This window comes from Agrobacterium sp. 22-226-1 (assembly GCF_053522345.1).
The window spans coordinates 266,464-279,946 of the sequence record NZ_JBNWCP010000002.1; the positions used below are offsets into that span (position 1 = coordinate 266,464).

The 13,483-nt window shown below is 59.4% G+C and carries 14 protein-coding genes; 5 read left to right on the forward strand and 9 right to left on the reverse strand.

Annotated features, from left to right (window positions below):
• Positions 1 to 61: 61 nt before the first annotated feature.
• From ACQZ5K_RS04220 to aztA, 4 genes are all read right to left on the reverse strand, one after another.
• The gene (locus tag ACQZ5K_RS04220) at positions 62 to 535 is read right to left on the reverse strand and encodes a ribonuclease H family protein (RefSeq protein ID WP_137004600.1); all 474 of its coding nucleotides are present in this window, start codon (positions 533 to 535) and stop codon (positions 62 to 64) included.
• A gap of 125 nt (positions 536 to 660) precedes the next feature.
• A complete protein-coding gene (gene aztC, locus ACQZ5K_RS04225) occupies positions 661 to 1,686 on the reverse strand; it encodes a zinc ABC transporter substrate-binding protein AztC (protein WP_137004601.1) in 1,026 nt (341 codons plus the stop codon).
• 28 nt (positions 1,687 to 1,714) lie between these two features.
• A complete protein-coding gene (aztB, locus tag ACQZ5K_RS04230; protein ID WP_137004602.1) occupies positions 1,715 to 2,581 on the reverse strand; it encodes a zinc ABC transporter permease AztB in 867 nt (288 codons plus the stop codon).
• Entirely contained in the window at positions 2,574 to 3,401 is an 828-nt protein-coding gene (aztA, locus tag ACQZ5K_RS04235) for a zinc ABC transporter ATP-binding protein AztA (RefSeq protein WP_137004603.1), read from the reverse strand. The genes aztB and aztA overlap by 8 nt, the downstream gene beginning before the upstream one ends.
• Positions 3,402 to 3,697: 296 nt before the next feature.
• Here aztA and zigA point away from each other — a divergent pair, with 296 nt between their 5' ends.
• Positions 3,698 to 4,903: a zinc metallochaperone GTPase ZigA gene (gene zigA, locus ACQZ5K_RS04240; RefSeq protein WP_137004604.1), complete on the forward strand. Its 1,206-nt coding sequence runs from the start codon at positions 3,698 to 3,700 to the stop codon at positions 4,901 to 4,903.
• A 155-nt stretch (positions 4,904 to 5,058) separates the two neighbouring features.
• Here the strand turns inward: zigA and ACQZ5K_RS04245 are convergent, their stop codons facing one another.
• The 3 genes from ACQZ5K_RS04245 to ACQZ5K_RS04255 all read right to left on the reverse strand — a co-directional run bounded on the left by ACQZ5K_RS04245 (position 5,059) and on the right by ACQZ5K_RS04255 (position 6,969).
• Positions 5,059 to 5,496, reverse strand: a complete 438-nt coding sequence (locus ACQZ5K_RS04245; protein ID WP_137004605.1) for a YqaA family protein — start codon at positions 5,494 to 5,496, stop codon at positions 5,059 to 5,061.
• A gap of 91 nt (positions 5,497 to 5,587) precedes the next feature.
• Positions 5,588 to 5,866: a hypothetical protein gene (locus tag ACQZ5K_RS04250; RefSeq protein WP_137004606.1), complete on the reverse strand. Its 279-nt coding sequence runs from the start codon at positions 5,864 to 5,866 to the stop codon at positions 5,588 to 5,590.
• On the reverse strand, positions 5,863 to 6,969 hold the full coding sequence (locus ACQZ5K_RS04255) for a CobW family GTP-binding protein (RefSeq protein ID WP_448739707.1): 1,107 nt from the start codon (positions 6,967 to 6,969) through the stop codon (positions 5,863 to 5,865). Before ACQZ5K_RS04255 ends, ACQZ5K_RS04250 begins: the two co-directional genes overlap by 4 nt.
• 337 nt (positions 6,970 to 7,306) lie before the next feature.
• Between ACQZ5K_RS04255 and ugpB the strand changes: the two genes are divergently transcribed.
• From ugpB to ACQZ5K_RS04275, 4 genes are all read left to right on the forward strand, one after another.
• Positions 7,307 to 8,617, forward strand: coding sequence for a sn-glycerol-3-phosphate ABC transporter substrate-binding protein UgpB (gene ugpB / locus ACQZ5K_RS04260; protein ID WP_127758043.1), 1,311 nt, complete (start codon positions 7,307 to 7,309; stop codon positions 8,615 to 8,617).
• Between the two features lie 69 nt (positions 8,618 to 8,686).
• Entirely contained in the window at positions 8,687 to 9,568 is an 882-nt protein-coding gene (gene ugpA, locus ACQZ5K_RS04265) for a sn-glycerol-3-phosphate ABC transporter permease UgpA (protein ID WP_137004607.1), read from the forward strand.
• A gap of 10 nt (positions 9,569 to 9,578) precedes the next feature.
• Positions 9,579 to 10,427 carry a sn-glycerol-3-phosphate ABC transporter permease UgpE gene (gene ugpE, locus ACQZ5K_RS04270; RefSeq protein ID WP_127758044.1) on the forward strand — a complete coding sequence of 283 codons (849 nt, stop codon included), beginning with the start codon at positions 9,579 to 9,581 and terminating at the stop codon, positions 10,425 to 10,427.
• Positions 10,427 to 11,488: a sn-glycerol-3-phosphate import ATP-binding protein UgpC gene (locus ACQZ5K_RS04275; RefSeq protein ID WP_137004608.1), complete on the forward strand. Its 1,062-nt coding sequence runs from the start codon at positions 10,427 to 10,429 to the stop codon at positions 11,486 to 11,488. Before ugpE ends, ACQZ5K_RS04275 begins: the two co-directional genes overlap by 1 nt.
• Before the next feature lie 47 nt (positions 11,489 to 11,535).
• On the opposite strand, the gene ACQZ5K_RS04280 is transcribed toward ACQZ5K_RS04275, so the two are convergent.
• Together ACQZ5K_RS04280 and ACQZ5K_RS04285 are read right to left on the reverse strand one after the other, a co-directional pair.
• Entirely contained in the window at positions 11,536 to 12,642 is a 1,107-nt protein-coding gene (locus tag ACQZ5K_RS04280; RefSeq protein WP_137004609.1) for an acyltransferase family protein, read from the reverse strand.
• 229 nt (positions 12,643 to 12,871) lie between these two features.
• Positions 12,872 to 13,315: a glyoxalase superfamily protein gene (locus tag ACQZ5K_RS04285; protein ID WP_448739708.1), complete on the reverse strand. Its 444-nt coding sequence runs from the start codon at positions 13,313 to 13,315 to the stop codon at positions 12,872 to 12,874.
• Between the last annotated feature and the right edge of the window lie 168 nt (positions 13,316 to 13,483).

Here is a 13,483-nt window from a genome sequence, read left to right on the forward strand (position 1 = left end):
GACGGGGATGGCTGAAGTGAAGAGATTGACGCGCCGAGTCACGGCGACTGACGGCCGCCGGCTAAAGCACCTTCGCGCGGGCCACTCCACGCGCCAATGCATCGGCATGCTCGTTGCCGACAGTGCCGGAATGCCCTTTGCACCATTCTACAACCACATGGGGATGCCGCTCCAGCAGGCTGTCGAGCTGCTGCCAGATTTCCCTGTCGGGGATCGGTCTTCGGCGGGTGCGCTGGTTGGGCGTGATCCGCTTCCAGCCGTTGTTGCGCCAGATCGCCCTATATCGGCGGCAGCTTTCGATGACATGAACGGCATCCGTCCAGAGCGTGACTGACCGCGTTGGCGCTTCTACGGCGACCCACGACATTGCGTTGAGGACGGCGAGGACTTCGAACGTATTGTTGGATGTGCCGACAGTCCTGCCTGAAGCGGAATGGACTTGGTGGCCCGCTTCATGAACCACGAACGCCCATCCTCCGGAACTGGAAGCATCGTCGAAGGAACCGTCAGTGAAGATGTGAAGCGCATCGGACATGAGGAGGCGTTTTAGCACCAATATGGAAATCGCTAAAGGAAGAGTTCCAGGGCCGTTGCATTAACACAAAAGCAGAGAGGGCGACACAGGCCACCCTCCCCGAACTCACAGCGATATGATCAAACTTACTGGCCGAGCACAGCCGCCGTGATCGTCTCGATATTGTGGTTGATCATGTCGATATAGGTCGCAGCCGGGCCCTCAGCGGTCGAAAGCGCGTCGGAATAGAGTGTGCCGCCAACCTTCAGGCCGGTTTCGCTGGCGATCTGATCGATCAGCCGCTTGTCGGTGATATTTTCGACGAAGATCGCCGAGGCCTTGTCGTGCTTCACCTGATCCACAAGCTTGGCGACATCGGCGGCCGAGGCTTCGGATTCCGTCGATAAGCCTTCAGGTGCGAGGAAATTCAGGCCATAGGCATGCTCGAAATAACCGAAGGCGTCATGCGAGGTGATGATGACGCGCTTTTCCGGCGGGATGGCGGCGATCTCGGTCTTCACCTTCTCGTTCAAAGCAGCAAGCTTGGTGATATAGGCATCCGAATTGGCGGTGTAGGTCGCGCAACCGGCCTTGTCGACCTCGCAAAAGGCGCCGGCAATGTTCTTCACGTAGATTTCGGCGTTCTTGATCGACTGCCAGGCATGCGGGTCGAACTCGCCGTGGTGGTGATGTCCTTCATGGCCCTGGTCGTGATCATGGGCCTCGGCGGTCTCATGGCTGTGGCCGGCTTCTTCTGCCTTGTGGTCATGACCTTCCTCTTCCTCGGCTTCCGGATGGGCGTGACCGGCCGGCTCTTCGGAAAGCTTGAGCGGCTCCACGCCCTTGGTCAGTTCCACCACCGGCGCCTTGGTGCCGCTGGTGTCGATCAGCCGTTTCAGGAAACCTTCGAATTCCAGACCGTTGACCAGCACCACATCCGCCTTGCTGACGGCGACGGCATCTGCCGGGCGGGGTTCATAGACATGCGCGTCGCCGTCCGGCCCGACCAGCGTGGTGATTTCGACGCGGTCGCCGCCGACGTTCTTCGCAAAATCGGCGATGATCGAGAAACTGGCAACGACCTTGAGTTCGGCGGCGGAGGCCTGCGCCATCAGAACCGGAGAGAGGGAAAGAAGGCTGGCGCAGGTGGCCAGACGGAAGGTTTTGAACATGAAGGTTCTCCTTTTTCGAACGCTGTTTTCAGGCCGTCCTGTGACGGCCGGAACCGAGAAGATCGCTGAGCACGCCGCGCGTGCCGACGAGGATGGAGAGCGCATAGATGGCGCCCGCGGAAAGGATGATCGCCGGGCCGGATGGCAGCGACGCGTGATAGGACAAAAGCAGGCCGGCAAAGCAGGACACCATGCCGATGCCGATGGAGATGAAGCACATGGGCGCGACACGGTTGGACCAGAAGCGGCTGGCGGCGGCGGGCAGCATCATCAGCCCGACGGAGAGCAGCGTTCCCAGCGCCTGAAAGCCGCCGACCAGATTGAGCACGACGATGGCAAGGAAGAGGAAATGCACCGGGCTGCCCCAGTTGCTGACCGAGCGCAGGAACAGGGGGTCGAGGCATTCCGTCAGCAGCGCCCGCCAGAAGGTTATCATCACCAAAAGCGTTACGATGCAGATGCCGCCGATCAGGCCGAGCGCCTCATTGTTCAGCGCCAGTACGGTGCCGAACAGCACATGCATCAGATCGACGCTGGAACCGCGCCATGAGACGAGCAGCACGCCGAGCGCCAGCGAGATGAGATAAAAGGCGGCAAGCGAGGCGTCTTCCTTCTGGATGGTGAAGCGTGACACAGCGCCTGCACCCAGCGCGACCAGAAGGCCGACGGCCAGCCCGCCGATGGTCATGGGCAGGATTTCCAGCCCGTAGAACAGAAACCCGACCGCCGCTCCCGGCAGGATGGCGTGAGACATGGCGTCGCCCGTCAGGCTCATGCGGCGCAGCATCAGAAACACACCGACCGGGCCGCAGCTGATGGCAAGGATCAGCGCACCGGCAAGCGCGCGCTGCATGAAGACATATTGGACGAAGGGTTGGATGAAGATATCAGCCATGGACATTCGAATTCGCGTGGGAGTGAGCATGGGAATGGGCGGATGCCGCTTGCGGACTTGCCCCGACGATCTGCAGCGAAGGCGCCTCGGCCGGTTCGCACCAGGGCGCATTTTCCTCCCACGCCTCGTGGAAATGTCGCGCCTGCCGGATGTTCTCCGCCTTCAGAACTTCGGCCGTTGGACCAAGGCCGACAAGCTTTCGGGCAAGGAACAGGGTCTCCGGAAAATGCTGCCGCACAAGCTGGAAGTCATGAAGGACGGCCAGAACCGTGCGTCCCTCCGCCACCCATGATTTGATCAGGACCATAAGGTCGGAAACGGTGCGCTCGTCGACGGCGTTGAAGGGTTCGTCGAGCAGGATCAGCTGCGCATCCTGCAACATGGCGCGGGCAAAAAGGGCGCGCTGCATCTGCCCGCCGGAAAGCGAGTCGATATTGCGCCTCTCAAAACCGGAAAGCCCGACTGCCTCCATAACACGGCCCATCGCCGCCCGGTCTTCGGGACGGTGGCGGCCAAGCAGGCCGCGTTTCGGCCAGAGACCAAGCGCCACCAGATCCCGCACCTGCGCCGGAAAAGAGCGGTCGAGTTCCGATTGCTGCGGCAGATAAGCGACGGAGAGATTTGGGCTTACCCGGCATTCGCCGCCGAGCGGCTTCAAAATGCCGGCAATGCCTTTCATCAGCGTCGATTTTCCAGAGCCATTGGCGCCGACCACCGCAGTGAGCGAGCCTCTGGCGATATCGCCATTCAGATGATGCACAGCCGCGCGGCCGGCATATCCAAGCGTCAGGTTTTTGAAGGCGAGGCACGGATCGCTCATCGATCCCTCCGGGGCAGGATGTCATTCGATGGCCCTTGATATGTAATGTTATTACATTCGTCAAACGAATACGTAATGAAATAACATTAACTATCGGAAAGATACGTTGCGCTTCGCATAAGGCCGCCACTCCCGCATTGCGGAACGTTTTTTTTTGTCGCCCGTTGACAGGCGGTCAATATGTAATGTTATTACGTTACAAAACAAAGACGGGACAGCACCGAACCCGTCGTTTCCAGATCGTGCGCGTGGCCGCCATGAGGTCCACGCGAGCGTTGCCAAAGAACGAGGTCCATATGTCGCAAAAACTTCCCGTCACCGTGCTTTCCGGCTTTCTGGGCGCCGGCAAGACGACGCTTCTCAACCATATTCTCGCCAATCGCGATGGTCTGCGCGTGGCGTTGATCGTCAATGACATGAGCGAGATCAATATCGACGCCGCACTGGTGCGCGATGGCGGCGCCAATCTCTCCCGCACGGAAGAGCAATTGGTGGAAATGACCAATGGCTGCATCTGTTGCACGCTGCGCGACGATCTCTTGACGGAGGTGCGGGCGCTGGCCGAACAGGGCCGTTTCGATTACCTGCTGATCGAATCCACCGGCATCGCCGAGCCGCTTCCGGTGGCCGCAACCTTCGATTTTCGCGATGAAAACGGCCGCAGCCTTTCCGATGTCGCGCGTCTCGACACCATGGTGACGGTGGTGGATGCCGCCAATCTTCTCAACGACTACGGTTCTTCCGATTTTCTGGCCGACCGGGGCGAAACGGCGGGCGATGGCGACAACCGCACCATCGTCGACCTTCTGGTGGAGCAGATCGAATTCGCCGATGTCGTCGTCCTCAACAAGATCGGCACCGCGACGCCGGCGGAGCGGGACGCCGCCCGCAAGATCATCGTCGGGCTGAACCCGGATGCGAAACTTATCGAGGCCGATTTCGGCAAGGTGGCGCTGAAGGAGGTTCTCGGCACCGGCCGTTTCGATTTCGCCAGGGCCGAAGAACACCCCCTGTGGTTCAAGGAATTGCACGGCTTCAAGGACCACATTCCCGAAACCGAGGAATATGGCATTCGCTCCTTCGTTTACCGCGCCCAAAAGCCGTTCGACCCCGTGCTGTTCCAGCGCTTCATCGACCGCGCCTGGCCCGGCGTGGTGCGCGCCAAGGGCTTTTTCTGGCTGGCGACGCGTCCGCGTTATGTCGGCGAGATCAGCCAGGCCGGCGCGTTGGTGCGCACCGGCAAGATGGGCCTGTGGTGGTCCGCCGTGCCGAAGGAGCAATGGCCGCGCGAAAAGCAGTTCCTCGATATGATGAAGCCCTATCTCGATCCGGTCTTCGGCGACCGGCGACAGGAAATCGTCTTCATCGGCTCAGACCCGATGAACGAGGCGCGCATCCGCGCGCAGCTCGATGCCTGCCTGATCGATACCGAGGCATTCACACCGGATGCATGGCGGCACCTGCCCGATCCTTTCGCAAGCTGGGACAGGCAGGCGGCTTGATCGATAGCTACCGATGCGAAGCATCTGCAAACCGTCACCCCGGACTAGGTCCGGGGTCCAGCGCGATCAAGTCCTTGATCGCGAAAGACTCTCTTCACGGCGCAGACGCGCCGTGGCTGGATGCCGGATCCAGTCCGGCATGACGGAGGAGAGCTTTATAGAAAATTCAGCGTCACCAGCGCCAGAACGAGATAACGCCCGACCTTGGCGATGGTGACCAGCAGCAGAAAGACCGGCAGCGGTTCCTTCATGATGCCGGCCGCGACCGTCAGCGGATCGCCGATCAGCGGCGCCCAGCTAAGCAGCAGGGACCATTTGCCATAGTGCCGATACCAGTTCTGGGCGCGCTCCAGCGCCACCTCCCCTACGGGAAACCAGCGTTCATGCCTAAACCGCTCGATGCCGCGGCCGAGCAGCCAGTTGACGAAGGAACCGGCGACATTGCCGGCGCTGGCCACGGCGACCAGCAGCCAGATGGGCTGTGATTTCAGAAGGATGAGGCCGGCCAGTGCGGCCTCCGACTGCATGGGTAGAATGGTCGCCGCGATAAACGCCGTCAGGAACAAACCCGCATATACCGCCACATCGGCCATCGCCCACCCTTTATCATCCGCGAATCTCGCGGTCTTTGCCGAAGTGCCGGAAGACGCTCTTGCCGTCAAGCGGGCGATATTTCACACGGCCCTACGGCACATCGGCGACAATGGCCCCGAGGATATCATGGCGGGCTACATCCAGCAGCGCCTTGTGAACCGACAATTGCCGGGTACTGCCGGATGCGGACAGAATGAGGATCACGGTTTCCTTCGGCGGGCAATTCGGCAACGCGCAGGCGATCTCGTGGACGGAAACAATGTCGTCTTCTGAAAGAAACAGCAGTTCCCGCGTCCAGTCCTTCATGATGCGGGCCTGCGAGACGATCGCAGAGCCGCTGCGCGCAAGCGGATTCGTTTTTAGCATCATCTGAATACCTTTCGCCCCGTCTGCGCGGCCAATGTGTCGAAGAGAGCGCGGATCGGCTGTTGCGGCATATCCATGCCGATCAGCACGATGCGCGTGGAACGATTGCCATCCGGCCAGCGCTCCAGCCGGGTCAATGGATAAAGCCGATGCTGCACCGCGTGGGCGACAACCGGCCGCTCCGGGTCATCCGTCGCGCCGAAAACTCCCTTGAGCCGCAGCAGGCCGGAATGGACATTGCTGGTGACGAGCTCCAGAAAAGTGACGATCGCCTGCGGATCGAAAGCGCCGTCAAAGGTCAGATCGAAAGCCTCGACCCCGACGCCATGGCGATTGATATCGTGCCGATGGGCGGCATGAAGGCTCAGCCTGTCGGCCGCAAGCCATCCCGGCACATCCTCCGGCTTGCCGCGCAGCGAATAATCCGATGCTGCAAACAGCGACATCAGATCGAAATCGGCCGCATTGCGGTCATGGAACGAGGCCGCAGGATTGAGATCGGCGAGGCTTTCGCGGTCCACGGCCGCAGCATCGGCAAGATCGGTTTTCGTCAGAACGATATGGTCGGCGAAGGCAAGCTGTTTCCAGCCTTCGATAAAGTTGTCGAGCATCGCGGGGCCGGAGACAACGTCGAAGGCCGTGACCACGCCTGAAAGGTGGAAATGCCGGGCCACGATGTGATCGCGCAGGCCAAGCGCCGGCGTGCCACCGGCGATCAGGCTGTTGATGATCGGCGCGGGATCGGCAAGGCCGGTGGTTTCGATGACGACCCGCGATACTTCCGGCATCATCCCTTCCAGAAAGGCCTGATGCAGCTCGTAAAGCGAGGTGCGGATATCGCTGGTGGCCGTGCAGCAAATGCAGCCCGTCGTCGTTCTGAAATATAGTTCAGAACCCGTTCGCACCAGACCGTGATCGATGGGCACCGAGCCGAATTCATTGACGATGACCGCGGCATCGCGCATGGCCGGCTCAGTCAGAAGCGCGTTCAGCAACGTCGTCTTGCCCGCCCCCAGAAAACCGGTCAGCAGGGTAACCGGCACCGTGCGGACAGGTGGCGCGACGGCCGAATCTTGCCCGAAACCGACCGCCGTTTTCCGCTTCATTCCAAACACATCCGCACCTTCGACATCCATAAATTCGCCGCACCATAATACGTAATGTAATAACATATCAATGGTGATTGTTGGATTTCGGCGGGAGTCAATCCCGCACCCGCACGCCGCCAACGGCAGGGCGCATGAAAAAACCATGGAACGAAGGAAATGGAATAATAAATCCGTTTCCTTCACTTTCGTTTTAATCGTTCCACGTTCTCTTGCATTTTCGTTAGAGTTCGCTTTTAATCAGATCGCTAATACAGAAAAGATCGCCCGCAGCCGGATCGAGGAGGATAGGCTGCAATAAGGGGCTGTATCTTTTACTGTTTTCATAACGGGAGGAATGACCTTGAAAAAACTCAGCTACCGCCTCGCCGCGGCATCCGCGCTTTCGTTTTTTGTCACATCGAATGCATATGCAGTAACGGACATTCAGTGGTGGCACGCCATGACCGGCGCCAATAACGAGGTCGTGGATACGCTCGCCAAAGAGTTCAACGACAGCCAGAAAGAATACAAGATCACGCCCGTCTTCAAGGGCACCTATCCGGAAACGCTGAATGCCGGCATTGCGGCGTTCCGCGCCAAGCAGCCGCCGGCGATCATTCAGGTCTTCGATGCCGGTTCGGGCGTGATGATGGGGGCTGCCGGCGCCATCAAGCCGGTGGCGGACGTGCTGAAGGAAGGCGGCTACACCTTTAACAAGGATGAATATCTGGCCGGCATCGTCGCCTATTATTCCAAGCCTGACGGCACCATGCTGTCCTTCCCTTACAATTCGTCCTCGCCGATCCTTTATTACAACAAGGATGTCTTCCAGAAGGCCGGCCTCGATGCCGCCAACCCGCCGAAGACCTGGCCGGAAGTTTTCGAAGCCGCCAAGAAGATCAAGACCAGCGGTGCGGCCCAGTGCGGCTTCACCTCCACCTGGCTCACCTGGATCCAGACCGAAAACTTCGCCGCCTGGAACAACGTATCCTACGGCAGCAATGAAAACGGCCTTGGCGGCACGGATGTGAAGCTTGCGGTCAATGCGCCGCTCTTCGTCGAGCATTTCCAGGCGATTGCAGATCTCGCCAAGGACGGCACCTTCCGTTATGGCGGCCGCACTTCGGAAGCCAAGCAGCTGTTCATGTCCGGCGAATGCGGCATCCTGACCGAATCCTCCGGCGGCCTTGGCGATATCGTCAAGACCGGCATGAATTACGGCATCGGCCAGCTGCCCTATTATGAGGGCCATGGTCCGCAGAACACCATTCCCGGCGGCGCCAGCCTCTGGGTCTTCGGCGGCAAGAGCGACGCCGAATATAAGGGCGTGGCCGAGTTCTTCCACTTCCTCTCCCAGACCAAGATTCAGGCGCGCCTGCATCAGGTCTCCGGCTATATGCCGGTGACCATCGCGGCCTATGAGGAAACCAAGAAATCCGGCTTCTATGACAAGAACCCCGCCCGTGAAACGCCGCTCTTGCAGATGATGGGCAAGCCGCCGACAGAAAACTCCAAGGGCGTGCGTCTCGTGAACCTGCCGCAGGTGCGCGACATCATGAATGAAGAGTTCGAGGCGATGCTGGCCGGCAAGCAGGACGCGAAAGCGGCACTCGACAAGATCGTCGAGCGCGGCGATGCGGCCATCAAACAGGCTGCCGGCAACTAAGAGATCCCCTGCCCCGCCCGCATCCTCGACAGGGTGCGGGCGGCATTCCCATCTCATCAGGAGATCGCCGTGCAAAGCGTCGTATTCCCCAACAAGATCCTGCCCTATCTGCTGGTTGCGCCGCAGATCATCCTCACGGTGATCTTTTTCTTCTGGCCGGCAAGTCAGGCGCTTTATCAGTCGACAATGCGCGAGGACGCCTTCGGGCTGAACAGCAATTTCGTCGGGCTGGCGAATTTTTCGGCCGTGCTCTCGGATGAAAGTTATCTGAACTCGCTGCAGGTCACGGTCATTTTCAGCATCCTGACCGCGCTCGTCTCCATGGGGCTGGCGCTGCTTCTGGCGACGGCGGCGGACCGCGTGGTGCGCGGCAAGGGTTTTTACCGCACCATGATGATCATGCCCTATGCCGTCGCCCCTGCGGTGGCCGGCATGTTGTGGCTCTTCATGTTCAACCCGGCCATGGGCACCTTCTCCTACGTCCTGCGCCGCAACGGCATCATGTGGGACCCGCTGCTCAACGGCGATCAGGCCATGCTGCTCGTTGTCGCCGCTGCTGCGTGGAAGCAGATCAGTTACAATTTTCTGTTTTTTGTCGCAGGGTTGCAGGCAATTCCTAAATCATTGCTGGAGGCAGCATCCATCGATGGCGCGCGCGGTTCGCGGCGCTTCTGGACCATCGTTTTCCCGCTGCTTGCGCCGACGACCTTCTTCCTTCTGGTCGTCAACACGGTCTACGCCTTCTTCGATACCTTCGGCATCATCCATGCGGTGACCGGCGGCGGCCCCGCCAAGGCGACGGAAACGCTGGTCTACAAGGTCTATAATGATGGTTTCGTGAACCTCAATCTCGGCTCTTCCGCCGCGCAATCCGTGATCCTGATGGTGATCGTCATCGCGCTCACCGCCTTCCAGTTCCGCTTTGTCGAGAAGCGCGTGCATTACGGCTGAGGATTTCACAATGATTGAAAATCGCCCGGTCGCCCGCGTGATCGCCCATCTGATGCTGGTTCTCGGCATCATCATCGTGGCCTTCCCGATCTATTACACCTTCGTCGCCTCCTCCATGACATCGACGGATATCATCCGCCCGCCCATGTCGCTTTTGCCCGGCGATCATCTTGGCGCCAATTACACCGAGGCCATGGCCGGCGGTGTCGAAAGAGTGGTCGGCGTCAGCCTCGAGCGGCTGCTGTTCAACAGCTTCGTCGTGGCGCTCGCCATCGCCATCGGCAAGATCGTCATTTCGTTCCTGTCGGCCTTCGCCATCGTCTTCTTCCGCTTTCCCTTCCGCATGGGCTTCTTCTGGATGATCTTCATCACGCTCATGCTGCCGGTGGAAGTGCGCATCCTGCCCACTTACAAGGTCATCGTCGATTTGGGCCTGATCGACACCTATGCGGGGCTGACACTGCCGCTGATGGCGTCGGCGACCGCGACCTTCCTGTTCCGGCAGTTCTTCCTGACCATTCCCGGCGAGCTGGTCGAGGCGGCGCGCATCGACAATGCAGGGCCGTTCCGTTTCATGCGGGATATTCTGCTGCCGCTGTCGAGAACCAATATCGCCGCCCTTTTCGTGATCCTGTTCATCTATGGCTGGACCCAGTATCTCTGGCCGCTGCTCGTGACCAACGACGCCAAGATGAACACGATCATCATCGGCCTGAAGCGCATGGTGGATTTCACCGACGCTTCGACGCCCTGGAATTACGTGATGGTGACGGCGATCCTCGCCATCATCCCCCCGATTATCGTTGTGGTGCTGATGCAGCGCTGGTTCGTCAAAGGTTTGGTGGAGACCGAAAAGTAATGGCAAAAATTGCGCTGAAAGACGTCCGCAAGGTTTATGGCGGCAATGTCGAGGCCATCAAGGGCGTGTCGATGGACATCGCCGACGGCGAAATGATCGTGCTCGTCGGCCCCTCCGGCTGCGGAAAATCCACCCTGCTGCGCATGATCGCCGGGCTGGAGGGCATTTCGGGCGGCCAGATCGTCATCGGCGACCGTGTCGTCAACGATCTGGAGCCCTCCGACCGCGATATCGCCATGGTGTTCCAGAACTATGCGCTTTATCCGCATATGACGGTGCGCCAGAACCTTGCCTATGGCCTGAAGAACCGCAACACGCCGAAGGAGGAGATCGAACGGCGCATCACCGAGGCGGCCAAGGCGCTGGAGATCGAACAGTTCCTGGAGCGCAAGCCGCGCCAGCTTTCCGGCGGCCAGCGCCAGCGCGTGGCCATGGGCCGCGCCATCGTGCGCAAACCGGCAGCCTTCCTGTTCGACGAACCGCTCTCCAACCTCGATGCCAAGCTGCGCGTGCAGATGCGTGTGGAAATCCGCCGCCTGCAACGCTCGCTCGCCACCACCAGCGTTTATGTCACCCATGACCAGATGGAGGCCATGACGCTGGCCGACCGGCTGGTGGTGCTGAATGCGGGCCGCATCGAGCAGATGGGCACGCCGATCGAGCTTTACGAAAAACCGGCCACCACTTTCGTCGCCACCTTCATCGGCTCGCCTTCCATGAACCTGTTGAACCATGGCGCGACATCGGCAAACGGTTCTTCCGGCTGGTCGGTGCAGGCAACCGCGGCACTGCCGCAGGGCGTCGCCACGCTCGGCATCCGCCCCGAAGACATCACCCTTGCCGATGAAGCCCCCGCGGACGCCGCCTTCGCCGGCACCGTGCAGGTGGACGCCGTGGAACTGGTGGGTGCGGAAAGCTATGTGCATGGCTCCTTCGCCGACGGCACAACAATCGTCTTCCGCGTCCACGGCCGCTCGCAGCTGCGCATCGGCGAAACGCTGAAGATTGCCGCCCAGGCGAAGGATTTTCACCTGTTCGATGCGGCCGGCAAACGGATTTGAAACCGAGCGCACCGGCATAGCCGTCCCCTGCGGTAATGCCGGTGCATTCAAGCCGATGATACCGCCACATGAGCGGGCTGGCGTGATGCGAGTTTCTTTCCGAGCTTTTGTGACTGCAGCTCGATGAACCTGTAGCTCAAATAGGCCATGATCACCGTCAAGGCGAAGGTTAGGATGATGGTGACGTGAATGGGATAGGGAGCCAGTTGCCGATAGGGGAGAACATATTCCACGATCGGCTGGGCGACTGGGCCAAGCAGATACACGGAATAGCTTATAGCACCGAGCCAGACTAAAACCGGGTGCGTGATGCGGAGCTTTGTCGTGAAGAGCGCAAACAGCGCCATTCCCGCATAATAGGCAATCGTATAACGGTACCAGGTCTCACCGAAGCCCATATCCACATTATAGCTCAGAAGGCTGACGACAGGCACAGTGAAGATGATGAGGAGAGATGTGGCAAGGATGAGCCGCCGCATATGCGCGCCAGCCTTTTCACCCGCGCCGTGACGCCACAATAATCCCCAGAACATGACGGTTAATCCAAGCGGAATGGCGACCGGCAATTTGATGCCCGTACCATATCGCGCGGCCCCCATGGCGACGGCGCAGAGCAGGAAGAAAACTACAGCGCCCGCTGCCGCCTCCGGCTTATGGAGAAGCTTGACATAGAACAGCATGGCGCTGACGACATAAAACAGGATTTCTATCTGCAGCGTCCAATAGACCCCGAGAATATTTTGCTGTCCCAGAAACTGTTGCAGCATCGTCCCATTGGCAATGATCTGGCTAAGCGTGAAGACATCTCCGCGCACCAGCGGGATAATCAACAGAGCAAGGACCATCGACCCCCAGTAAGCGGGGTAAAGCCTGAAAAATCGCGAAACCGCAAAGCTGCGCAAGGGTGCTTTGTTTGCCTTCAGCAAGGAGAAGGGAATAACAAACCCGGAAACGGCAAAGAACATAACGACGGCGATCTTCCCAAGATCGAAGTATTCCGAAAAGAAGTAAAACAGATAATGCTCGACCGCATAGGTCGCAAATCTGTTCTTATAGGCGACCTCGGCAATATGAATATATATCACCGCCAGAGCCGCTATACCTCGAATGGAATCGACGTAAATCCAACGCCCGGGATTGCGCTCCGCGCTCATCAGTACCTCATTCAAAATTTGTTATAAAAATACAATATTCAGCAATGTGTATTTGATTATACTGCCGCCCAAACAGGAATTGCAACAGGTCATGCTCTCTTTGTCGGCGTGTGCTCCCAAACAGCTGCGGCACACCGCATTCCGACCCTGAATCGGAACGCGGCGCGACGACGCCAACGATCTGGTGCGCTGTTTTAGAGATGACGGCAAGTAAACTCTGCCCGCTCCCCTACCAGACGAGCTCCACCGGCGGCCGACCGTTGGAGGTTTTCTCCATGGTGCGGCCAGAGGTATCGACATTGCAGTGGACGCGCTGGCGGAAGGCGGAAAAGCTTTCGAAAGTCACCACATCCACCGGATCGTCGAGATGCAGGGTCAGCCGGTAGCGTTCGGGATCGCCGCCGAGCGCCTGCACGCCCAGAACGGAGGCCACGAAAGGCTGGCCGAGGTAAAACCCTTCCACCCTTGAACCCAGAAGATAGGGGTTGAAGGCGGGGCGGTTGCCGGCCGATGCGTGGAGGGTGTTCCAGTCGCGGAAGCCATATTGCGCGGCGATGAGTTCCAGCGCTTTCGAATGGGTGATTGCCTGCCCCTGATCCTCAAGGGCGGCGCGCAGGCGTTTTGCCTGTTCTTTCAGCCCCTCGAGTGCGGGAAGCGGTTTGGACACGTTCATAACGGTTCTCCAACATGTGCATGCCGAATGTTCCGAAGGGGGTCCGCGTTGCCATCGACGACATGCAAAACATGGGGATGACCGTTATCAAGGATAAGAGCTTCACCAGGGGCATAAATGCCTGCGGACGGCCGGGGCTCTTTGCCCGTGGCCGTCCCTATAGCGCAG

Excerpts from the sequence above, each read along its gene's own strand:
- ACQZ5K_RS04245 (WP_137004605.1), bottom strand. The coding sequence starts at position 5,496 with ATGGCCGATGTGGCGGTATATGCGGGTTTGTTCCTGACGGCGTTTATC.
- ACQZ5K_RS04285 (WP_448739708.1), bottom strand. The coding sequence starts at position 13,315 with ATGAACGTGTCCAAACCGCTTCCCGCACTCGAGGGGCTGAAAGAACAG.
- aztA (WP_137004603.1), bottom strand. The coding sequence starts at position 3,401 with ATGAGCGATCCGTGCCTCGCCTTCAAAAACCTGACGCTTGGATATGCC.
- ACQZ5K_RS04250 (WP_137004606.1), bottom strand. The coding sequence starts at position 5,866 with ATGATGCTAAAAACGAATCCGCTTGCGCGCAGCGGCTCTGCGATCGTC.
- aztC (WP_137004601.1), bottom strand. The coding sequence starts at position 1,686 with ATGTTCAAAACCTTCCGTCTGGCCACCTGCGCCAGCCTTCTTTCCCTC.
- ACQZ5K_RS04275 (WP_137004608.1), top strand. The coding sequence starts at position 10,427 with ATGGCAAAAATTGCGCTGAAAGACGTCCGCAAGGTTTATGGCGGCAAT.
- ugpB (WP_127758043.1), top strand. The coding sequence starts at position 7,307 with ATGACCTTGAAAAAACTCAGCTACCGCCTCGCCGCGGCATCCGCGCTT.
- ACQZ5K_RS04255 (WP_448739707.1), bottom strand. The coding sequence starts at position 6,969 with ATGAAGCGGAAAACGGCGGTCGGTTTCGGGCAAGATTCGGCCGTCGCG.
- zigA (WP_137004604.1), top strand. The coding sequence starts at position 3,698 with ATGTCGCAAAAACTTCCCGTCACCGTGCTTTCCGGCTTTCTGGGCGCC.
- aztB (WP_137004602.1), bottom strand. The coding sequence starts at position 2,581 with ATGGCTGATATCTTCATCCAACCCTTCGTCCAATATGTCTTCATGCAG.
- ACQZ5K_RS04220 (WP_137004600.1), bottom strand. The coding sequence starts at position 535 with ATGTCCGATGCGCTTCACATCTTCACTGACGGTTCCTTCGACGATGCT.
- ACQZ5K_RS04280 (WP_137004609.1), bottom strand. The coding sequence starts at position 12,642 with ATGAGCGCGGAGCGCAATCCCGGGCGTTGGATTTACGTCGATTCCATT.
- ugpE (WP_127758044.1), top strand. The coding sequence starts at position 9,579 with ATGATTGAAAATCGCCCGGTCGCCCGCGTGATCGCCCATCTGATGCTG.